Source organism: Ectothiorhodospira shaposhnikovii (assembly GCF_022227765.1).
Classification (GTDB): domain Bacteria; phylum Pseudomonadota; class Gammaproteobacteria; order Ectothiorhodospirales; family Ectothiorhodospiraceae; genus Ectothiorhodospira.
The window spans coordinates 1-21303 of record NZ_JAJMLZ010000011.1; the positions used below are offsets into that span (position 1 = coordinate 1).

Sequence of the window (21303 nt, forward strand, 5' to 3'; positions counted from 1 at the left end):
TTCTCGAATGTACAAGATGAACCGAATGTTCAGTTTTCACCTGGCAGCATTGGCTCGGCCGTAAAGTGGGTCGGCGACGACATTGATTCTTACCGCGGCCTTTTAGCCGACATTAATAATTCCTCTCGAAACTATCCTCTTGTGCTAGTTAGTCCCGATAACGAGGGAAAGTACACGGTAGAGCCCCAGCGACTGCAAAACATGTTGTTTGGGTTGGCGCAGGTTGTAGGTGTTGCCCAGAGATTTAACAGCTATGACATGGCGGATATCCTTGGGCGTGAATATTCTGCATGGGCTGGCGCAATTAATATTATTCGCGTGCCGCACCGAGACGGCAGAGTTTTTACTCACCGAATTCTGCCTCGGGATATTCCCGTCGATTTGGACACGTCACACAAGAAAGAGTGCCTGATTTTAGGGCGAGTTAGTCACAATACCAATATTCCAAGACAGCGAAATCGAATCAGGCCAGAGGGTGTAAGAAACCTTTCGGCCAAACTTAGGCTGGAAAGGCGTATCGCTGAGCTGGCAGAAAAGCCTGATGATGCGCTGCGAGATGAGTTAGGGATGGTATATGAAGAGCTGTCCCGGCTCAGTGCTGAGCTAGATCAAGAACAACAGCAAAAAGAGAGCTTAGAGTTTACTCTGCTAGAAAGTGAAGAAAAAATTCAAGATTTGGAAAAGCATATTAAGCAAACCGCGTATATTAATAGCCAGAGAAGCGATGCTCCCGTGGATTTGGAAGAAGACGAGGAAGTCGTCAACGAACTAATCGGCCTTGCTGCAGATTCCAAAGGGCCAACGCCGGAGGAAAGCTTAAACCTGTTAGCTAAGGTATATCCGCGGCGCCTGGTAGTCCTGCCGACTGCGATTGAAAGTGCAGCGGAGGTTAGCTCGTTTGCACAGAACCGGCGACTCTTGGACATGCTTAACAGGCTCGTGACTGAGTATCTGCCTGCCTACATGCAAGGAGGCGACACAGCAGCACGCTCGACATTCACTAATAATGAATTTTCCGCAAGAGAATCCGAGACAGTTACTAATAACAAACAATATTCTGCCTACCGAAAATTCGACTTTGATGGGCAAGAAATCGAAATGCTGAAACATCTGAAGGTTGGCGTGGCCGACGACCCAACAGCGACGATACGTGTGCATTTTGAGGTCGACCAGGGCTCAAAACGTGTGGTCATAGGACACTGTGGTAAACACCTCCCCCTGCCAGGGAGATAAGCCCTGTGCTGTTGCCGCCCAACAAAACGCTGTTGTCGGACAACTTTTCCGCCGCACAGCGGCTCCAAAATTGCCGCAAAGCTTTGCGTTCGGCGTCATAGGAAATGTAAATGGAAACGCAACCCAATCAGCTCCAAGAGGTCTTCGTCCTTTCGGGCGTTCCGGAGCATACGTTTGTCCAGCCTGTCGAGTATCCGCGCCTGTTGGTTGCGCTGCGAACGGCTGGCCGAAGCATCGTCGTCGAGGGTCCTTCCGGCATTGGTAAGACTACGGCAGTGATGAAAGCCATTTCAGAAGCCGGACTGGATGAAAAGATAATTTTATTGTCCGGTCGGAAGTCCGATGACGTCGCGTTCATCAAGGATCTGCCAAATCAGCTACCACTCGGCACCGTTCTGATTGATGACTTTCACCGCTTATCTGACGGTGCAAAAAGATCGATTGCCGATCTGATGAAGACTCTGGCTGACGAAAGTGCGGCGCATAGCAAGTTAGTAGTGCTAGGAATAACGAATGCTGGCCAATCATTGCTTGCCTTTGGCAAGGATTTAGCGAATCGGATTGAAGTTATCCCCTTTGAAGCCAATCCTCAGTTTAAGATCGAACAGTTGCTTCGCCAAGGAGAGGCAGCGTTGAATGTGGATATCAACATCGTTGACGAGATCTCCAAAGCTGCGCAGGGAAGTTTCTACATTGCGCAGATGCTTGCATATCACACTTGTTTAAGGAGCAATATTTTCGAGGAGCAGGCCGAAAGGTCCACTACTGCCGAAAGCTATGAGGCGGTGAAGAATCATGTAATGGAAGCTTTGTCGCGGACCTTTCACGATACTGCGATGGCATTCGCCCGTGGTTCCAAACTGCGCCGTGAAGGGCGTGCGCCCTATCTTCACCTGCTCTACTGGGTAAGCCTGAGCAACTCTTGGTCAATTAACGTTCACCGCGAGGCCGATCGCCACCCACAGCAAAGGGGCAGCGTTTCTCAAGTGGCAACTAAGGGATTCTTGCAAGAGTTGGTCGCCGCGTCCAAGGATATTCAGAGCGTTATTCATTATGATTCAACTAATGCGACCTTAGTAGTGCAGGATCCCCAGTTCGTTTTCTACATTAGAAATCTCTCGTGGTCCAGATTTGCCCAGGAGATTGGATATATATCTATAGAATTTCCATCGCAATACGATTTCGCATTGTCGTTCGCAGGCTCCGACCGGGATATCGCAGAAGCGATCTTTAACGAGCTATCGGAGCGTGAACTTGAAGTATTTTATGATAAAAATGAGCAGCATCGGATATTGGCAGAGGACGTCGAAGAGTACCTCGGGCCGATCTACGCCTCTGATGCAGCACTCGTAATCTGTATATTGGGGCCAGACTATCCAAAGAGAATATGGACTAAATTTGAGTCTAATCAGTTCAAGAGCCGTTTCAGCTCGGGTGAAGTTATCCCAATCGTTCTAAACACAGCACCCGTCGGGGTGTTTGATGACGCGGCAAAGGTGGGACACTATGGGTGGAATCGAGAAAGAGACTTCGGGGAACAGGTACAGGAGCTTGCTGAGTTGTTAGTTGGCAAGTGTCGGGAGATTCGAGCGCGGCACGCAAATGATGCCGAATCGGGTAAGGGCAGGTGTTTAGCCCGCCCTCCCCACACCACCTAGCATGCGGGTCCGCACTAGGCGGTTCATAAGAAGGGAGCACACGACGATTTCAGGTATAACCATGCGCCTTCATCCATTGATCGCGGATGCTGATCAAGCCTTGGCATTGCAGCTAGTCATTGGTCATCCCGGTCTGGGTGCCGAGGGATCGGGACAGGTGCCAGTAGCTTTTGGAGCTCATGCCTGTCCAGATGGCGGCGCGTTTTGGCGTTCCCAGGGCCAGCAGGTGGCGGATACGGTTTCGCACCCCGCGCCACTGTTTCCAGTAGCACATGCGGATACGTCGTCGCAGCCAGTGGTCCAGCTCGGGAATGGGCCGATAGTAGTCCGAGATGCCGAAGTAGCCCATCCAACCACGGACATATTCCGTCAGCGTCTTGAGCCGGTGATCCATGGACACGCCCCAGCTCCGGCCGGTGAGCTTTCGCAGCCGGTGACGGAAGTCCTGATAGGCGCGCTCGGACCATCGCAGCTTGGTTCCCCGGAAGGTGAATCCCAGGAATTGGCAGTCGTTGGTCCTGACCACGCGGCTCTTGTGCGGATTGACCACCAGCTTGAGGGTGCCGGTCAGGAAGCGAGACACGCTCGCCATGACTCGTTCCCCGGCGCGGTGGCTCCGCACGAGGATCAGCAGGTCGTCCGCATACCGGACGAACCGATGCCCTCGCGCTTCCAGTTCCTTGTCCAGGTCATCCAGAAGGATATTGGCCAGCAAGGGCGACAGGGGACCACCCTGGGGTGTCCCGATCACCGTTGCCTCAAGAGTATCCCCGACCCGCACACCCGCCCGCAGATACTCGCCGATCAACGCCAGCAGCCGTTTATCGCGCACCTTGCGGCCCACTCGGGCCATCAGGATGTCGTGCTGGACCGTGTCGAAGAACTTCGCCAGGTCAAGGTCGACGGCGATGCGGTAGCCATCAGTGATATGGGTTTGTATCCGTCTCAGTGCTCCATGGGCGGAGCGTCCGGGTCGGAAGCCGAAACTCGAATCCGAGAATCCTGGATCGAAGATCGGCCCCAGAGCTTGCGCCATGGCCTGTTGAATGACCCGATCCGTCACCGTCGGGATGCCAAGCAGTCGCTCGCCCCCATCGGGTTTGGGAAGGGTCACTCGTCGCACCGGTTGTGGCCGGTAGGTGCCATCACGCAAGGCTTGGCGGATGACCGGAAGGTTCGAACGCGCGAACTCAGGGAAGTCCTCGATGTGCATCCCATCGACACCGGGGGCGCCCCTGTTGGCTTTCACCCGCTTCCATGCCTGTCGCATGTTCTCGCTTGCCAGCACCCGCTCCATCAGGTCGTCGTGCAAGGCTGGCTGCGTGGTATCACGCCGCGACGCGTCTCCCCCGGACGGGTTCGACGACGCGTGCGAGCAATCCACGGCTCCGCCTTGTCTTCTCATGTTCGGCCCTTCACCGCGAGGCCCGTCCACGGGCGTGCGATGACTATGGCCTCGGCTGACCTCTGCTCCGTCACGTCGAACGTTGCCGTTGGACGCGCTGCCCGGGTCGCGGTAGGGTCCGGTGGGATGCCCAGTCCTTTCGGGCTGGCCCTCAGTCCGGCTCCCATGGCGACCACAGCCATGGTAGGGTTCGATGGCGTATCCAGTCCTTTCGGACTGGGCCTCAGTTCGACTCCCATGGCGGCACGGGCCGCATGCGGAACAGATCTCCCCGGATAAGGACATGAACTTTCAGTGCACAACCGCCGCATTTACCCTATCCCCTGCACCTGATGGGCTTTGTCACCTTGTGCTGACTCGCCCGGGGACTGAGCCTTCTATGCGGTTTCTGTCCGTCGGCTCGCACTTTTGCGCTCGGGCTTCCTCCAGACAGACCCTCACGGGGCCGCCCTTGCCGTCGGCTAGTAGTTACGTTGGTCCACAGTGTGGACATCACAGGTACTCCTACAGGGGACTTTCACCCCATCAGTTCATGCCCATGCCGGGCGTACACAAGTCGTAGCAGTTCGTGCCTGCGGCACCGGACACTCACTTCGTTCGTGCCGCTGTGCTCGGGCGTTCGGCAAGTAGAAGGGCGGTCAGGTGCAAAGCCAGAAAAGCAGTAAACTTATTAGAGTTCTCTGTGGAGTAGGTGCCATGAAAACAGAAGACTTGTTGCGAGAAATCGAATCACTACCTGTGGAGGAGCGTGCGCGGGTAGCCGACTCGGTGCTCAAGAGCCTGAATCCACCGGAGTCGGAAATCGACAAGAAGTGGGCGGAAGTAGCCAAGCGACGGTTGGATGAGATCCGTTCAGGTACGATCAAGCCGGTACCTGGAGAGGAGGTCTTTGAAGAGATCTGGAAGCGGTTCTCGTGATGAGGTTCTCGTTCCATCCAGAAGCTCGGGAGGAGTTTCGACTCGCAATTGATTATTACGAGGAGCGAGAAACGACACTTGGGTACCAATTCGCGGCCGAGGTATATGCGGCGATAGAGCGAACCTCAGAACATCCCAATATGTGGCCTTTTATTGAAGAAGGCATTCGCCGGTGTCTTGTCCGCCGATTCCCGTATGGAGTCATTTACCATCACGACGTAAGCGGCAACGAATTGGTGATCCTGGCGGTAATGCACCTCCATCGCGAGCCGTACTACTGGGCCCATCGAAAGTAATGCCGAACGGCGGCTGTCAATGAAGTTGTCGCCTGAGAGCACATCAGTTATGCAGCCATTTTCAGTGGCTGATCTTGAGCAACGCGCTCAGGATTCATGGTGACGGTATCGACATGCGACCAGTTACGAGTCTTTCCACTCCAGCGCTCCGGGCGAAGCTGTCGGGCTCTTTGGAATTGTTGATGACGGCGTACCAGGATCGCCTTGTCCTCCGCGACAGGTTATCCCTCGGCGGAGGACCGGCCAAGCCGGGGCTATGGCACACTACGGACTGATCTCCACCCAGGACGCCGCATGGTCAACCACCACGACACGGGCTACAAGGAACTGTTCAGCTACCCGGAGCTGGTTCGCCAGCTGATCGAGGGGTTTGCCCCGCCGGAAGTGTCGGGGATGATGGATTTCTCCACCCTGACGGACCACAGTGGCAACTACATCACGCCGCTGTTCAATGAAAAATTCGAAGACAAGGTCTGGTCGGTGGAAGTGAACTGGGAGGGCATCAGGCAGCGGGTATTCGTGTACCTGCTGCTGGAATTCCAGTCCACGGTGGATCATCGCCTGCCGATCCGGATGTTGCATTACGTGGCCTGCTTCTACGACCACCTGATCAAGACGAAGGTCACGACGGCCCGCAAGGGGATGCCGCCGATCTTTCCGGTGGTACTGTACAACGGCTCGAAGCGCTGGACGGCGAAGGCGGACATTTACCGGATGATCCGGCCGGAACCGCCGGTTTTCCTGCGGGTCTATCAGCCTCACCTGCGCTACTATCTGGTGAACGAATCGGCCTTCACCGAGGACGAGCTGGCGGAGCGGGATACGCCGCTGAGCGGGATTTTCGAGGTGGAGAAGGCGTCGAAGGACGTGGAGGCCCTGCAGGGCGCGGTGAAACGGCTGGCGGCGCGCATCCGGGCACACCCGGAGAAGGCCCGGCTGGACGAGGTGATCACCCGTTGGCTCAAGCGTCACCTCAGGCGGCTGGGTGCCGAGGCGGAGCAGGCGCTGGAACAGATCAACAGTTTGGTGGAGGACAATGCGATGCTGGCGGAAAATCTTCAGACGTGGGCGGAGAAGGAGCGACAGAAGGGGCGTCAGGAAGGCCAGCGTCTGGCGGCCATCAACCTGCTCAAGCTGGATCTGCTCACAGACGAGCAGATCGCCCAGACCACGGGCCTGCCCCTGGACGAGGTGAAAGTGCTGAGGTCAGACCGATCCCACTGAAGGAAATGGCCGTGCTGGTGAAGCACTGCCATCCTCCTCCGGCACCTTCTCTAGCCCGGGTGCCGTCTCGAAGCGGTCCCCATGACGGGTCTGCAGTTCGTTCAGGCGCTTTGCCGCCGCTTTCGGTCCCGGCGAGCGTCAGCGAGAGGGAGGGGAGGATGTCAACTGTCAGTCAACTTCGCGTCTGCGGCGCTGGACGGCTTACACTACGCTCCGCTCCGTTGTAGCCTCGGTTATTGAGGCGTTACGTTTCCGGCAGCGCTGAGACCAAGCCGAGATGATCAGCAAAAGGAATGAAATCGCGGTCAGTGAAAAGCAAGGGCAACTTCTGCTTAATGCAGTAGGTCGCAATAATCACGTCCGTAGTTTTTCGGATAGTTATTCCTTTTTTGCGCAGTGCTCGGTAATTCTCTGCGCACTTCTCGGGCATGTCTTTTCCAAACATTTCAAGCGGGTCCAGCGTCATTAGGCTTTGTTTGGTCGTGCGGTATTCCCGGTCGTCCCGGATTCCCTGAAGAATTTCCAGAAATATCAAATCCCCCATGGCAACGACGCCCTCAACAATAGCAGCTAAAGAGCATCGGTATGCCGGCTCTGAGCGCCGTTAAGGTAGTCGATCCAGACACTGGTATCGACCAATATTATTTGCCGCCTCGCATTTCGTCGAGGTCGCCTTCCCACTTGATTCGACCCCGGAGCTTGCGAATTTCCTGCTGCTGGCTACGTCGCACCAGAAGCTTAAGCCCTTGTTCTACCAAATAGCGCCGCAGTGCTCCGCCTATAGCCGCTCAGCGGCTTAGGGGGTGGTGAAGCGGCGCATGGCGCGTAGCGCCATCACTCCGGTGCTTCCTGCTGTTCGATGTATTGCTTCAGGACCGAGAGCGGCGCACCGCCGACGCTGATGATGCAGTAGCTGCGAGACCAGAACACCGGCTTGTGCCAGTAGTAGCGCCGTATGTGTTCCCCGTACTCCTTGCGGATCAGTCGCGAGGTGACGGTCTTGAGATTATTCACGAACGCAGATGGCGCGGTGCGCGGCGTCAGCTCCAGGAGCAGATGCACATGATCCGGTTCGCCGTTGAACTCCAGAACCTCGCCTTCCCACCTTTTGGTGGTAGCACGGACGATTTCTTCCAGGCGAAAAAGCATTGGTCTCGTGATGCACTTGCGCCGGTACTTGGTGACGATAACCAAATGATACTGGAGCCGATATGTGCAATGGTAGAGCCGTTTTGGCGGTTGCGAGTCCATAATAACCAAGTATACTTTCAGCATGGTCCAGCGCAAAGTCACATATCGGCTTTACCCCACGGCGGCCCAGCTTGCCGCCTTGGAGCACCAACGCTGGGTCCACTGCCTGTTGTGGAACGAGGCGCTGGCCGAACGACGCCAGGCTTGGAGCGAGCGGCAGGAGTCGTTGGGCTTCTCGGCCCAGTGCAAGCGGCTGACCGAGTGGCGCACCCAATCGAAGCTCCTGCGCGATATCAACGCCCAGTCCGAACAGGTCACCCTCAAGCGTCTGGATCTGGCGTTCCAGCACTTCTTTCGCCGTATCAAAAACGGCGAAACGCCCGGTTTTCCCCGCTTCAAGCCGCTGCACCGTTTCAAGGGTTGGGGCTATAAGACCCACGGTGACGGCTGGCGTCTGATGACCAACGAGCGGATGAAGCACGGGACGCTGAGGCTCAGTGGAATCGGCAAGGTTGCCATCCGGGGCAAACCCCGCACCCCAGGCACGCCGAAGACCTGCGAGCTGTTTTGTCGCAACGGGCGCTGGTACGCATCGGTGACGCTGAACTGCGAGCCTGCGCGTCAACGCGGCGACACACTGGGCGGTCTGGATTGGGGGCTGGAAACCTTCGCCACCGTGGCCACGCCAGCAGGGACCGAGACCATCGATAACCCGCGCTACCTGGCCAGGACACTGGACGAAATCCGCCGGGTCCAGCGCGATATTTCCCGCAAGGAGGAGGAGGCCAGGAAAGCGTCCGGGAAGACGCGCCGGTTTCCCGTTTCCAACCGTCTCCAGAGGGCATACGAGCATTTGCGTCGCCTCCACCGCAAGGTGGCGAACCAGCGCCACGATTTTCAGCATCAGACGACAGCGCGGCTTGTTGGGCAATTCGCTGTCCTGGGCCTGGAGGCACTGAACATCCGCACCATGACCGCTTCGGGCGGTCAGTACAAAAAGGGCTTGAACCGCAGCATCCTCGATGCCGCTGGCGGGGCCTTCCATCAATTGCTCGGGTACAAAGCGGAAGAGGCTGGGACCTGGGCGATGGAGGCTCCGACGCGGCATCTCAAGCCCTCGCAGACCTGCCACGCCTGCGGGCGGCAGGAGAAGAAGTCGCTCGGTCAGCGGCGTCATGAGTGCCCCTGTGGCGCGTCCTGCTCGCGGGACGAAAACGCCGCTCGGGTCTTGATGAACTGGGCCAAGCAGCAGTTATCCGGTCGGGAACCTGGCCGATGCGTGGAGGGCGGTAAGACCGAATCATCCCCGGATGATCCGGCACGCCCCGTGAAGCGCGAAACTCACGCCATAGCCTGAAAGGCTTGGCGGGAGTAGTTCATAGCGAGTTCGAACGCCGCTATCATCCTGCGCAGCATCAATCCTTCCTGCACTGGATCGGTTTTTCGGGTGATGAAAGCCGGGCGCGAGAGTGACAGCGATAGCACGCCGCGCAAAGCGCGGCGTATCGAGCCATTTGGAAGTCCTGGTATGGAATTGACCGAGGATCAGGAAGATCGGGGGGTATTCGAGGAACGGGCTTCTCGGCCGATAAACCCGTGCAATTTCACGCCCGGTTCACTACCGGATTGAGCCGCTGCAGCATGCCCTTGAACACCTTGGGGCCGGCGGCCACCACGTTGCCGGTGGCCAGATAGTCGGGGCCGCCCTTGAGGTCGCTCACCAGGCCGCCGGCCTCCTGTACCATCAGTACGCCGGCCGCCATGTCCCACTCGTGCAGGCCGATTTCCCAGAAACCATCCAGTCGACCGGCGGCCACATAGGCCAGATCCAGTGAAGCCGCCCCGGCGCGACGCACGCCGGCGGTGCCCGGCAGCAGGGCGCTCAGGGTGCGCAGGTAGTAGTCCAGGTTCTGGTCTTCCCGGAAGGGGATGCCGGTGCCCAGCAGGACGCCGGTCATGTCCCGGGGCTGGGTCACGCGAATGCGTCGATTGTTGAGGGTGGCACCGGCGCCGCGGCTGGCGGCGAACAGTTCTTCCTTGACCGGATCGTAGACCACCCCGTGTTCCAGGCGTCCCTTCTGCTTGAGGGCGATGGAGACCGCGTATTGGGGGATGCCGTGGAGGTAGTTGGTGGTGCCGTCCAGGGGGTCGATCACCCACTGGAATTCCTCGTGGCTGCCCTGGGTGCCGCTTTCTTCCGCCAGGATGGCGTGACCGGGGTAGGCCCGGTGGATCACGCGTATAATCTCCCGTTCCGCCATGCGATCCACTTCGGTCACGAAGTCGTTGGGTTGCTTGTCCTGGATGGTGACGGTATCGAGCCGATCCGCATGGCGTACGATGACCTGTCCCGCGGCGCGGGCCGCCTTGACGGCGATATTGAGCAAGGGATGCATGGAAGACTTCCGGGATGGGCTGGGAAACAGGACCGCGACCGTGCAGGCCGCGGGGAGATCAAAGAAGATACGTAGCCATAGATGATAACTGAACCCATGGAATTACTGAATCCGGTCCGGATCGTGCTCGTCAATACCTCCCATCCGGGCAATGTGGGCGGGGTGGCCCGGGCCATGAAGAACATGGGCCTGTCGGACCTTCGGCTGGTGGCCCCCCAGGATTATCCCAGTGCCGAGGCCACGGCCCGGGCTTCCGGGGCCGATGACCTGCTGGCCGGTGCCCAGGTGGTGGATGATCTGGACGAGGCGCTGGCGGGTTGTCGCCTGGTGCTGGGTACCAGTGCCCGCCAGCGCACCCTGCGCTGGCCCGAACTGGACCCCAGACAGGCGGCGGCCAGACTGCTCGAAGCCGTCCCGACGGGGCCGGTGGCCGTGCTGTTCGGGCGAGAGCGGACGGGGCTGACCAATGAGGAACTGGATCGCTGCCAGGCCCTGATCCATATCCCTTCCAACCCGGAATACAGCTCCCTGAATCTGGCGGCCGCCGTGCAGGTGCTCAGTTACGAGCTGCGCATGGCCGCCCTGGCCCATGCCCCCGCATCGGCACCGGCGCCCACCGGTGGGGAACTGCCCGCCAGTCATGAAGAGCTGGAGCGGCTTTATGCCCATCTGGAGGAGACGCTGTTGTTGCTGGAGTTTCTGGATCCGGACAACCCCAGGCACCTGATGCGGCGGTTGCGGCGCCTGTTTGCCAAGGCCGATCCCACCATCAACGAGGTGAACATCCTGCGGGGCATCCTGACCCAGGCGGCCAAAGGCCCACCGAAACACTCTGGCAAGCCCTGAAGATCGGGGTACAATGGCCCCAAAAAGACCCATGCCGGCCGTGTTTCCGCGGGCCGGCCATCAGGACCCTTCATGTTCCAACGCCTGCGCGACGATATTCGCTGTGTCTTCGACCGGGACCCGGCCGCCCGGCATACCTTCGAAGTGCTCACCACCTATCCGGGGCTGCATGCCCTGCTGCTGCACCGCCTGAGCCATGGGCTGTGGCGCCTGCGCCTGTGCTGGCTGGCCCGCTATCTGGCCTTTTTGGGGCGCTGGCTGACCGGAATCGAGATTCACCCGGGGGCCACCATCGGCCGACGTTTCTTCATTGACCACGGCATGGGGGTGGTGATCGGCGAGACCGCCGAGATCGGTGACGACTGCACCCTCTACCACGGCGTGACCCTCGGCGGCACCTCGTGGGGCAAGGGCAAGCGTCATCCCACCCTGGAGAACAACGTGGTGGTGGGGGCGGGGGCCAAGATCCTCGGCCCCATCCGCATCGGCGAGGGGGCCCGGGTCGGTTCCAACGCGGTGGTGCTGCGGGACGTGCCCCCCGGGGCCACGGTGGTCGGTATTCCCGGGCGCATCATCACGCCCAGAAGTGACGAGGACCGACGCCGGGAGGACATGGCCCTGAAGATGGGGTTCGATGCCTACGGCACCACCCAGGACATGCCGGACCCGGTGGCCACGGCCATTACCCGCATCCTGGATCATCTGCATACCCTGGATCAGCGCATGGACGAGAACTGCCATGCCCTCAAGGCCCTGGGGGCGCAGGTGGATGACTCCCACATTCAGGAGATCCAGGCGGATGAACTGGGGGATTTGGCCGGCCCGTCCGCTCAGGGGCAGGACAGTGCCGAGTCACGGCGGGGCGTTAATACTTGACCAAAAAGATAAGGTATTGTTAGCATACCCGGACGGATCATACGGGAGAGAGGCAATGAGACTGACAACGAAGGGGCGCTATGCCGTGACGGCAATGCTGGATCTGGCGATCCACAACGACCAGGGACCGATCTCCCTGGCGGATATCTCGGGCCGACAGGGTATCTCACTATCCTATCTGGAACAACTTTTTGCGCGCCTGAGAAAGCGCGGTCTCGTGGTCAGTACCCGCGGTCCCGGCGGGGGCTATACCCTGAGCAGACCGGCGAATGAACTGGCCATTGCCGATGTCATTTCGGCGGTGGACGAGAAAGTGGATACCACCCGCTGCGGCGGCACCGTGGACTGCCAGGACAGCCATCGCTGTCTCACCCATGATCTGTGGTCCGATCTGAGCGCCCAGATCCACAATTTCCTGGCCAACATCACCCTGGCCGATGTCATGCGCCGCAACGGCGTTCAGGAAGTGGCCGCCCGTCAGGACAGCATCATGTCACGCCAGCCTTCCGGTAGCCGCAGTGGCGCCGGCGCCGGGCTTGCGTCCCAGTCCGTGGAATGAACAGGCCCAGGAGTGAAGCCGTGAGCGAGAACAACCGACCCATCTATCTGGACTATGCCGCCACCACCCCGGTGGATGAACGGGTGGCGGAAAAGATGGCCCGCCATCTCACCATCGACGGCCTGTTCGGCAACCCTGCCTCCCGTTCCCATCCCTTCGGCTGGGAGGCGGAAAAGGCGGTGGAGGAAGCCCGCGAGCAGGTGGCTGCCCTGGTGGGCGCCGACCCCCGGGAGATCGTCTGGACCAGCGGCGCCACCGAGGCGGACAACCTGGCCATCAAGGGCGCGGCCCATTTCTACCAGAAGAAGGGACGCCATATCGTCACCATGAAGACGGAGCACAAGGCCGTCCTGGACACCTGTCGCCAGTTGGAGCGGGAAGGCTTTGAGGTGACCTACCTGGACCCGGAGCCCAATGGCCTGCTCGACCTGGGCCGGCTGGAGGCCGCCCTGCGTGACGACACCGTGCTGGTGTCCGTGATGCACGTGAACAACGAGATCGGCGTGATCCAGGACATCGAGGCCATCGGCAATCTCACCCGTGCCCGCGGCATCCTCTATCACGTGGATGCGGCCCAGTCCACCGGCAAGGTGGACATCGATCTGGCCAGGCTCCCCGTTGACCTCATGAGCTTCTCCGCCCACAAGAGCTACGGCCCCAAGGGCGTGGGCGCCCTTTATGTGCGTCGCAAGCCCCGGGTGCGGATCGAGGCCCAGATGCACGGCGGCGGCCATGAGCGGGGCATGCGCTCCGGTACCCTTGCGCCCCACCAGATCGTCGGCATGGGCGAGGCTTTTCGTATCGCTCGGGAGGAGATGGCCCAGGAAAACCAGCGTCTGCGCCTGTTGCGCGACCGTCTCTGGGCCGGCCTGTCGGACATGGAGGAAGTCTATCTCAACGGCGATGCCGAGCGCCGGGTGGCGGGCAGCCTCAATGTCTCCTTCAATTTCGTCGAGGGCGAGAGCCTGATCATGGCGCTCAAGGATATCGCCGTGTCCTCCGGCTCCGCCTGCACCAGTGCCAGCCTGGAACCTTCCTATGTGTTGCGTGCCCTGGGCCGCGACGACGAACTGGCCCACAGTTCCATTCGTTTCTCCGTCGGGCGCTATACCACCCAGGAAGACATTGATCGCACCATCGCCCTGGTCCGCGGGGCGGTACAGAAGTTGCGCGAACTCTCGCCGCTCTGGGAGATGTATCAGGAAGGCGTGGATCTGAAATCGGTGGCGTGGGTCGCCCATTGATCCCGCGCAGTGCCTGCCCCGCGGGGCGTGAAGACATTTTATTTGGAGAGGTAACCGGAAATGGCCTACAGCGACAAAGTCATTGACCACTATGAAAATCCCCGCAACGTGGGTTCCCTGGACAAGGCGGACCCCCAGGTGGGGACCGGCATGGTGGGCGCCCCGGCCTGCGGGGATGTGATGAAGCTGCAGATCCGCGTCAACGACGCCGGGGTCATCGAGGAGGCCATGTTCAAGACCTATGGCTGCGGTTCCGCCATTGCCAGTTCCAGCCTGTTGACCGAGTGGGTCAAGGGCAAGACCCTGGAGGAGGCCGCGGCCATCAAGAACACCGAGATCGCCGAGGAACTGGCCCTGCCGCCGGTGAAGATCCATTGCTCGGTGCTGGCCGAGGATGCCATCAAGGCCGCCATTGCCGACTATCGCAAGAAATCCGGCGGCGCGATCGACGCTGAAACCGCCTGATAAGGAGAGCAAGAGTCATGGCCATCACATTGACCGACACCGCCGCCGACCGGGTGCGCAACTTCATGGAAAAGCGGGGCAAGGGCATCGGCCTGCGCCTGGGCGTGAAGACCACCGGGTGCTCCGGCATGGCTTACATCATGGAGTTCGTGGACGAACTGGACGAGGGTGATACCGTCTTCGAAGACAAGGGCGTGAAGGTGGTGATCAACCCCCGCAGCCTGGTCTATCTGGACGGCACCGAGCTGGATTACACCCGTGAAGGCCTTAACGAAGGGTTCCGGTTCAAGAACCCCAACGAGAACTCCCGCTGCGGTTGCGGAGAGAGCTTCAATGTCTGAGCCGGGGGCGTCCAGCGGTCCGTTGCTGGATTTCGGGCGGGATTACTTTGCCCTGCTGGGCCTGCCGAGGCAGTTTCGCATCGATCGGGAGGCCTTGTCCCGGGCCTATCGCACCTTGCAGACCGAACTGCACCCTGACCGCTTTGCCAAGGCGCCGGAGGCACAGCGCCGTCTGGCGGTGCAGGGGGCGTCCCATGTGAACGAGGCTTATGCCACCCTTCGGGACGACACCCGGCGGGCACGCTACCTGCTCGGTCTGCGGGGCGTGGCGGTGGATGACGACCGGGCCACCGCCACCGATCCCGACTTTCTCATGGACCAGATGGCGCTCCGCGAGACCCTGGAAGCGGTGCCGGATGCCGCCGATCCCTTTGCCGCCCTGGATCGGGCGGCGGCGGACATCGATGATCGTCACGATGCCCTGATCAGGGCCTTCGAGGCCGCCTGGGCCGCCGATGACCTGGAACAGGCCCGGGAGCAGGTCCTCAAGCTGCGGTTCTTCAATCGTCTGCGTGAGGAGCTGGAGCGTATCCGCGAGCGTCTGGAAGACGACCTGCCCTGAACCGGGGTATCCCCCAGAAACCATCAAGACGGATTCAACTTGCCATGGCGCTATTGCAGATCTCCGAACCCGGCATGTCGCCGGACCCCCATCAGCGACGTCTCGCGGTGGGGATCGACCTGGGGACCACCAATTCCCTGGTGGCGACCGTGCGCAACGGGGTGGCCGAAACCCTGCCCGACGAGGCCGGCCTTCACCTGCTGCCTTCGGTGGTGCATTACGGTACCGAGGGCCGGGTGCTGGTGGGGCATGAGGCCCGGCGCCTGGCCGCCCTGGACCCCCTCAACACCCTGTCTTCGGTCAAGCGCCTGATGGGGCGCGGCGTGGCCGATCTCAAGACCCTGGCCGGGCATGTTCCCTACGATTTCGCGCCGGGCGAGGGCGGCGTGCCCCGCATCCGTACCCAGGCCGGGGAGGTGACCCCGGTGGAGGTCTCCGCCGAGATCCTCAAGGCCCTGCGTGGGCGGGCAGAAGCCTCCCTGGGTGGGGATCTGGACGGGGCCGTGATCACCGTGCCCGCCTATTTCGACGATGCCCAGCGCCAGGCCACCAAGGATGCCGCCCGCCTGGCCGGCCTGAACGTGTATCGTCTGTTGAACGAGCCCACCGCCGCCGCCATCGCCTATGGCCTGGATCAGGGCCATGAAGGCCTGATCGCCGTGTTCGATCTGGGTGGGGGGACGTTCGACATCTCCATCCTGCGCCTGCACAAAGGAGTGTTCGAGGTCCTGGCCACCGGCGGCGACAGTGCTCTGGGAGGGGACGATTTTGACCGCGCCATCGCCGCCTGGATGATGCAGGAGGCGGGCATCGAGGGCGACGCGGGGCATCACCGCATGCGCCAGCTCATCCTGGACGCCTGCGCCGTCAAGGAAGCCCTCACCGATCGTGACGAGGCCCAGCTGCGGGTGGCCCGCTCGGACTCCGAATACTGGACCGGCTGCATGACCTGCCACCAGATGAACTGTCTCATCGACCCCCTGATCAGCAAGGCCCTGTCCGCCTGTCGGCGGGCGATGCGGGATGCCGGGGTGAGCCGCGAGGAGATCACCGACGTGGTCATGGTGGGCGGTTCCACCCGGGTGCCGAGGGTGCGGGAGCGGGTCGGGGAGTTCTTCGGCCGCGAACCCCGGGTGGACATCGATCCGGACAAGGTGGTGGCCGTGGGGGCCGCCCTGCAGGCGGACATCCTGGCCGGTAACAAGCCCGGCGACGAGATGCTGCTGCTGGACGTGATTCCCCTGTCCCTGGGCATCGAGACCATGGGCGGCCTGGTGGAGCATCTGATCCCCCGCAATACCACCATCCCCGTGGCCCGCGCCCAGGAATTCACCACCTTCAAGGATGGTCAGACGGCCATGGCCCTGCATGTGGTTCAGGGCGAGCGGGATCTGGTGGACCACAACCGTTCCCTGGCCCGTTTCACCCTGTCCGGGATTCCGCCCATGGTGGCGGGGGCCGCCCGGGTGCGAGTGACCTACCAGGTGGATGCGGATGGCCTGCTCAACGTGACGGCCCGGGAAATGGTCAGCGGGGTACAGGCCGGCATCGAGGTGAAGCCGTCCTACGGTCTCACCGACGGCGAGATCGAGTCCATGCTCACCGATTCCCGCAGCCATGCCGCCGAGGACATGCAGGCCCGTCGCCTGCGGGAACAACAGGTGGAGGCGGACCGGGTCCTGGAAGCCCTGGAATCGGCCCTGGCCGCCGATGGGCATCTGCTGGATCCGGACGAGCTGGAGGGCATCCGCGCGGCCAGTCGCACATTGCTGGAGGCGCGCCGGGGAGAGGATCACGAGGCCATCCGCCGGGCCATTGCCGAGGTGGAGAAGGCCGGCGAATCCTTCGTCGCCCGGCGCATGAACGAGAGCGTCCGCAAGGCCATGTCCGGCCATCGTGTCGAGGAATTCGAATAAACCCAGCTGGGAGTGAACGACCACATGCCGCAAATCATCTTTCTTCCCCACGAGGAGATCTGTCCCGAGGGGGCTGCCGTCGAGGTGGAGTCCGGGACCTCCATCTGCGATGCCGCCCTGGCCAACGGCATTGAGATCGAGCATGCCTGCGAGAAGTCCTGTGCCTGCACCACCTGCCATGTCTATGTGCGGGAGGGACTGGACAGCCTCGATGAGGCCACCGAGGACGAGGAAGACCTGCTGGACCGGGCCTGGGGCCTGGAGCCGGATTCGCGCCTCTCCTGTCAGGCCCGCGTGGGGGATCGGGATCTGGTGGTGGAGATTCCCCGTTACACCATCAATCAGGTGTCCGAGCATCACTAGGAGGCTGCCCCATGAGCTTGAAATGGACCGATAGTCTGGACATCGCCCTGGCCCTGCAGGAGGCCCATCCGGACGTGAATCCGACCCAGGTGAATTTCGTCGACCTGCGCAACTGGATCATGGCCCTGCCGGATTTCGAGGATGATCCGGAGCGTTGCGGCGAGCGCATCCTGGAGGCCGTGCAACTGGCCTGGATGGAGGAGTACGACGGCTAGGGTCGCCGTTCTCCCGCGATCGGTTTTTCCTTCCGGAGCCGGGCTTGTCCATGCCGCCTTCGGTGCCGGGTCATTGTCTGTCACCCGCCCCGCAAGGTAACATTCCCCCTCTGCATCACGATGCAATCTTCTTCCCTTGACGCAGGTCATGACGGCCTGCGTTGCAATCTTGCACTTCCATATCCCATATCGGAGTTCCATTCCATGGCTGTTGAACGCACCATTTCCATCATCAAGCCCGATGCCGTCGCCAAGAACGTGATCGGCGAGATCTACAGCCGCTTCGAGAAGGCCGGCCTGCGCATCGTTGCCGCCCGCATGATCCAGCTCAGCCGCGAACAGGCGGAAGGCTTCTATGCCGTGCACAAGGAGCGCCCCTTCTTCAATGATCTGGTGAGCTTCATGATCAGCGGTCCGGTGATGGTGCAGGTTCTGGAAGGCGAAGACGCCGTTGCCAAGAACCGTGAACTGATGGGTGCCACCAATCCCAAGGATGCCGCCCCCGGCACCATCCGCGCCGATTTCGCCGACAGCATCGACGAGAACGCCGTGCACGGCTCCGATGGCGCCGACACCGCCGCCCAGGAAATCGCTTTCTTCTTCAAGCCCGAAGAACTCTGCCAGCGCACCCGCTGACGGACGGCGTCACGCCGAACCGGGGGCGGGTTTGCCCGCCCCCGGCAGGGGCTTGCCCCACAGCTTTTCCGGCCACCGCCGGTGGACAGATCCATGAATGAAAGTACCAAGACCAATCTGATGGGCATGACGCGGGAGGAACTGGCCGGGTTCTTCGTCGCTCACGGCGAAAAGCCCTTCCGTGCCGTGCAGGTGCTCAAGTGGATCCACCAGCGGGGCATCACTGATTTCGCCGCCATGACGGACCTGACCAAGGGTCTGCGGGCCTGGCTGTCCGAACATGCCGAGGTCCGTGCCCCCGAAATCGTCATGACCCAGGCCGCCCGCGACGGCACCCACAAGTGGTTGCTGCGGCTGGACGACGGCAATTGCATCGAGACCGTGTTCATTCCCGAGGAAGGTCGCGGCACCCTGTGCGTGTCCTCCCAGGTGGGCTGCGCCCTGGACTGCAGCTTCTGTTCCACCGCCCGTCAGGGTTTCAACCGCAACCTGACCGCCGCCGAGATCATCGGCCAGCTCCATGCCGCCCGCGGCCATCTGCAACCGGAAGAGGGGCAGAGCCGGGTGGTGAGCAACGTGGTGCTTATGGGCATGGGCGAACCCCTGCTCAATTTCGAACCCGTGGTGGCGGCCATGTCCCTGATGCTGGAGGACAACGCCTACGGCCTGAGCAAGCGCCGTGTCACCCTCAGCACCGCCGGCGTGGTGCCGGCCCTGGACCGGCTGCGCGAGACCGGTCTGCAGGTGGCCCTGGCCCTGAGCCTGCATGCGCCCAATGACGCCCTGCGCGACCAATTGGTGCCCCTGAACCGCAAGTACCCCATCGCCGACGTGCTGGCGGCCTGCCGTCGTTATGTGGGCAACGGGGGTCATCACAGCCGGGTCACGGTGGAATATGTCCTGCTCGACGGGATCAACGACAGCCAGGCCCAGGCCCGGGAACTGGCGGCCCTGTTGCGGGACGTGCCCTGCAAGGTCAATCTGATCCCTTTCAATCCCTTTCCGGAAAGCCGTTACCGCCGCTCCAGCGGTGCCGCCATCGACCGGTTCCGGGACATCCTGGTGCAGGCCGGTTACACCACCATCACGCGCCGTCCCCGCGGCGACGACATCGACGCCGCCTGCGGTCAGCTGGTGGGATGGGTGGAAGACCGGAGTCGCCGTGTGATGCGCTTTGCCGCGTTGGAGAACCCGCCGGGAGCCGCGCCACCATGAAGCCGACCCTTGTTCTGCCCGGTCTGATGCTCTGTACCGGCCTGTTGCTGGCCGGTTGCGCCGTCACGCCCCAGGTCCAGGAGCGTGAACAGCGTGCCGCCCAGGTGAACATGGAACTGGGTCTGCACTACATGCGCAACAATCAACTGGAGCAGGCCAAGGGCAATCTGGATCGTGCCCTGTCCCAGGATCCCGGGTCCGCCCAGGTTCACGCCGCCTACGCCCTGCTGCAGGAGCGGCTGCGTGATCCCCGGCTGGCGGATCGTCACTTCCGGCGCGCCCTGGATCTTGAACCGGGGAATGCCTTGGTACAGAACAACTACGGGACCTTCCTGTGCCGGCAGGATCGCCTGGACGAGGCCGATCGGGCGTTTCGCGCCGCGGCGGACAATCCTCTTTACGCCACGCCCGAGGTGGCCTGGACCAACGCGGGCATCTGCATCCTGAAAAAGCCGGACGAGGAGCAGGCGGAGCGCTATTTCCGGCGGGCGCTGGAAAGCAATCCGCGCCATGTCCCCGCCTTGTATGAGATGATGCGCCTGACTTTCGAGCGCGGACGCTATCTTCAGACCCGTGCCTATCTGCAGCGCCTGACGGAACAGATGCCCCACACCCCGGAGACCCTCTGGATCTGCTATCGGGCCGAACTGGAATTGGGCAACCGGGATGCCTCCGGGGTCTGCGCCCTGCGCTTGAAGAACGATTTCCCGGACTCAGAACAGACCACACGATTGCTGGAAACCGAATCCCGTGGCAGAAGATAGAATGCAACAAGAAGACTGGGGTACGCACTCGCCCGCGGCGGCTTCGCCGGGTACGTTGCTGCGGGCCGCCCGCGAGCAGGCCCGCATGGCTCGGGAGGATCTGGCGGCGCGCCTGCATCTGCCGCTGCGAACCCTGGAAGCCCTGGAAGAGGATCGTTTCGAACAACTGCCCGAACCGCCTTATGTGCGGGGCTATCTGCGCGGCTGCGCCAAGATCCTGGAAGTGGATGCGGAGCCCATGATCAGCGCCCTGGAGCAGGCCACCGGCGCCCTTCGGGAGCGACTGGAGATCGCGCCCTCGCTCGCCTCCGGCGACGACAGGAGCACGGCGCGCACCACGGCGGCCGCGGCTCCCGCCGCTTCGGGTGGCGCGGGCCCCTGGGTCATCATCATCGGGGTGGTGCTGCTGGCGGCATTGATCCTCGGCCTGTTCCTGTTCTCCGGCGACCTGTTCCGTGATCCGGCGCAACCGGAGGCCGGTGGCGAGGCAACCGCGCCGGTAAGCGCCGAGCCCTCGGTTCCGTCGCTTCCCGCCCGGATCGTACCGACCCTGGAAGCGCCGGATTCGGAGTCCCCGGTCGTCGAGTCCGGCGCCCCCGCCCCGGCAACCCCGGAACCGCCTCTGGCGCCGCCCGCCGCAACCCAGGCGGCGCCGGCAGCGCCTGCGCCCGAAGCCGTGACTGCGCCCGTCGCCACCGAGCCGCCGCCACCGGCGGGGCAGGGGCGCCTGGTATTGCGCTTCGAGGAAGACTCCTGGGTGGAGATCACCGATGCGGGAGGGAATCGGCTTCTGGTGGGTCTGATGCGCAAGGGGTCCGAGCGTCGCATCGAGGGGGCCGTGCCCATCCGGGTATTCCTGGGTAACGCCCCGGGGGTTCGTCTGACCTTCAATGGTCAGTCCATGGACATGTCCGGAGATACCCGGGCCGACAACACCGCCCGTTTCACCGTGGGGCGGCGCTGATAGCGTCGTCCGCCGT

24 protein-coding genes are annotated in these 21303 nt (G+C 61.7%); 20 read left to right on the plus strand and 4 right to left on the minus strand.

Annotation, left to right across the window (positions count from 1 at the left end; genetic code table 11):
* On the plus strand, positions 1 to 1233 hold a 1233-nt coding region (locus tag LQD11_RS14035; RefSeq protein ID WP_238618111.1), incomplete at its 5' end, for a hypothetical protein.
* A gap of 110 nt (positions 1234 to 1343) precedes the next feature.
* A complete protein-coding gene (locus LQD11_RS14040) occupies positions 1344 to 2891 on the plus strand; it encodes a TIR domain-containing protein (RefSeq protein WP_238618112.1) in 1548 nt (515 codons plus the stop codon).
* Positions 2892 to 3003: 112 nt separating this feature from the next.
* On the opposite strand, the gene ltrA is transcribed toward LQD11_RS14040, so the two are convergent.
* Entirely contained in the window at positions 3004 to 4188 is a 1185-nt protein-coding gene (gene ltrA / locus LQD11_RS14045; protein ID WP_238618180.1) for a group II intron reverse transcriptase/maturase, read from the minus strand.
* 804 nt (positions 4189 to 4992) lie between these two features.
* On the opposite strand from ltrA, the gene LQD11_RS14050 reads away from it, so the two are divergent.
* The 3 genes from LQD11_RS14050 (at position 4993) to LQD11_RS14060 (ending at position 6734) form a co-directional block, all read left to right on the plus strand.
* On the plus strand, positions 4993 to 5214 hold the full coding sequence (locus LQD11_RS14050) for an addiction module protein (RefSeq protein WP_238618113.1): 222 nt from the start codon (positions 4993 to 4995) through the stop codon (positions 5212 to 5214).
* Entirely contained in the window at positions 5214 to 5510 is a 297-nt protein-coding gene (locus LQD11_RS14055; RefSeq protein ID WP_238618114.1) for a type II toxin-antitoxin system RelE/ParE family toxin, read from the plus strand. The genes LQD11_RS14050 and LQD11_RS14055 overlap by 1 nt, the downstream gene beginning before the upstream one ends.
* A 294-nt stretch (positions 5511 to 5804) precedes the next feature.
* Positions 5805 to 6734 carry an Rpn family recombination-promoting nuclease/putative transposase gene (locus LQD11_RS14060; RefSeq protein WP_238618115.1) on the plus strand — a complete coding sequence of 310 codons (930 nt, stop codon included), beginning with the start codon at positions 5805 to 5807 and terminating at the stop codon, positions 6732 to 6734.
* 244 nt (positions 6735 to 6978) lie between these two features.
* Here the strand turns inward: LQD11_RS14060 and vapC are convergent, their stop codons facing one another.
* Complete coding sequence (gene vapC / locus LQD11_RS14065) at positions 6979 to 7278, minus strand: type II toxin-antitoxin system VapC family toxin (protein WP_238618116.1); 300 nt, start codon at positions 7276 to 7278, stop codon at positions 6979 to 6981.
* A gap of 290 nt (positions 7279 to 7568) precedes the next feature.
* Entirely contained in the window at positions 7569 to 8009 is a 441-nt protein-coding gene (gene tnpA, locus LQD11_RS14070; protein WP_338081496.1) for an IS200/IS605 family transposase, read from the minus strand.
* Between tnpA and LQD11_RS14075 the strand changes: the two genes are divergently transcribed.
* Positions 8008 to 9282 carry an RNA-guided endonuclease InsQ/TnpB family protein gene (locus tag LQD11_RS14075; protein WP_238618117.1) on the plus strand — a complete coding sequence of 425 codons (1275 nt, stop codon included), beginning with the start codon at positions 8008 to 8010 and terminating at the stop codon, positions 9280 to 9282. The two genes, tnpA and LQD11_RS14075, sit on opposite strands and share 2 nt — an antisense overlap.
* Positions 9283 to 9529: 247 nt before the next feature.
* Here LQD11_RS14075 and LQD11_RS14080 read toward each other — a convergent pair whose 3' ends face one another.
* Positions 9530 to 10321 (minus strand): inositol monophosphatase family protein, encoded by a 792-nt coding sequence (locus tag LQD11_RS14080; RefSeq protein WP_238618118.1) that lies wholly within the window; start codon positions 10319 to 10321, stop codon positions 9530 to 9532.
* Positions 10322 to 10417: 96 nt separating this feature from the next.
* On the opposite strand from LQD11_RS14080, the gene trmJ reads away from it, so the two are divergent.
* The 14 genes from trmJ to LQD11_RS14150 all read left to right on the plus strand — a co-directional run bounded on the left by trmJ (position 10418) and on the right by LQD11_RS14150 (position 21287).
* The gene (gene trmJ, locus LQD11_RS14085) at positions 10418 to 11167 is read left to right on the plus strand and encodes a tRNA (cytosine(32)/uridine(32)-2'-O)-methyltransferase TrmJ (RefSeq protein ID WP_238618119.1); all 750 of its coding nucleotides are present in this window, start codon (positions 10418 to 10420) and stop codon (positions 11165 to 11167) included.
* A 72-nt stretch (positions 11168 to 11239) separates the two neighbouring features.
* Complete coding sequence (gene cysE / locus LQD11_RS14090; protein ID WP_238618120.1) at positions 11240 to 12043, plus strand: serine O-acetyltransferase; 804 nt, start codon at positions 11240 to 11242, stop codon at positions 12041 to 12043.
* A 55-nt stretch (positions 12044 to 12098) separates the two neighbouring features.
* Positions 12099 to 12602 (plus strand): Rrf2 family transcriptional regulator, encoded by a 504-nt coding sequence (locus LQD11_RS14095; protein ID WP_238618121.1) that lies wholly within the window; start codon positions 12099 to 12101, stop codon positions 12600 to 12602.
* Positions 12599 to 13846, plus strand: coding sequence for an IscS subfamily cysteine desulfurase (locus tag LQD11_RS14100; RefSeq protein WP_210386930.1), 1248 nt, complete (start codon positions 12599 to 12601; stop codon positions 13844 to 13846). Before LQD11_RS14095 ends, LQD11_RS14100 begins: the two co-directional genes overlap by 4 nt.
* Before the next feature lie 60 nt (positions 13847 to 13906).
* The gene (iscU, locus tag LQD11_RS14105) at positions 13907 to 14311 is read left to right on the plus strand and encodes a Fe-S cluster assembly scaffold IscU (RefSeq protein WP_008933111.1); all 405 of its coding nucleotides are present in this window, start codon (positions 13907 to 13909) and stop codon (positions 14309 to 14311) included.
* 17 nt (positions 14312 to 14328) lie between these two features.
* On the plus strand, positions 14329 to 14652 hold the full coding sequence (iscA, locus tag LQD11_RS14110) for an iron-sulfur cluster assembly protein IscA (RefSeq protein ID WP_008933112.1): 324 nt from the start codon (positions 14329 to 14331) through the stop codon (positions 14650 to 14652).
* Positions 14645 to 15214, plus strand: coding sequence for a Fe-S protein assembly co-chaperone HscB (gene hscB, locus LQD11_RS14115; protein ID WP_008933113.1), 570 nt, complete (start codon positions 14645 to 14647; stop codon positions 15212 to 15214). The genes iscA and hscB overlap by 8 nt, the downstream gene beginning before the upstream one ends.
* A gap of 44 nt (positions 15215 to 15258) precedes the next feature.
* Positions 15259 to 17130: a Fe-S protein assembly chaperone HscA gene (hscA, locus tag LQD11_RS14120; RefSeq protein WP_238618122.1), complete on the plus strand. Its 1872-nt coding sequence runs from the start codon at positions 15259 to 15261 to the stop codon at positions 17128 to 17130.
* Positions 17131 to 17154: 24 nt separating this feature from the next.
* Positions 17155 to 17493, plus strand: coding sequence for an ISC system 2Fe-2S type ferredoxin (fdx, locus tag LQD11_RS14125; RefSeq protein ID WP_040405983.1), 339 nt, complete (start codon positions 17155 to 17157; stop codon positions 17491 to 17493).
* Positions 17494 to 17510: 17 nt separating this feature from the next.
* The gene (iscX, locus tag LQD11_RS14130; protein ID WP_238618182.1) at positions 17511 to 17708 is read left to right on the plus strand and encodes a Fe-S cluster assembly protein IscX; all 198 of its coding nucleotides are present in this window, start codon (positions 17511 to 17513) and stop codon (positions 17706 to 17708) included.
* 204 nt (positions 17709 to 17912) lie between these two features.
* Positions 17913 to 18344 carry a nucleoside-diphosphate kinase gene (ndk, locus tag LQD11_RS14135; protein ID WP_008933117.1) on the plus strand — a complete coding sequence of 144 codons (432 nt, stop codon included), beginning with the start codon at positions 17913 to 17915 and terminating at the stop codon, positions 18342 to 18344.
* 93 nt (positions 18345 to 18437) lie between these two features.
* The gene (gene rlmN / locus LQD11_RS14140; RefSeq protein WP_238618124.1) at positions 18438 to 19559 is read left to right on the plus strand and encodes a dual-specificity RNA methyltransferase RlmN; all 1122 of its coding nucleotides are present in this window, start codon (positions 18438 to 18440) and stop codon (positions 19557 to 19559) included.
* Entirely contained in the window at positions 19556 to 20323 is a 768-nt protein-coding gene (pilW, locus tag LQD11_RS14145) for a type IV pilus biogenesis/stability protein PilW (RefSeq protein WP_238618125.1), read from the plus strand. The genes rlmN and pilW overlap by 4 nt, the downstream gene beginning before the upstream one ends.
* 1 nt (position 20324) lies before the next feature.
* Positions 20325 to 21287 (plus strand): helix-turn-helix domain-containing protein, encoded by a 963-nt coding sequence (locus LQD11_RS14150; protein ID WP_238618126.1) that lies wholly within the window; start codon positions 20325 to 20327, stop codon positions 21285 to 21287.
* Positions 21288 to 21303: the final 16 nt, after the last annotated feature.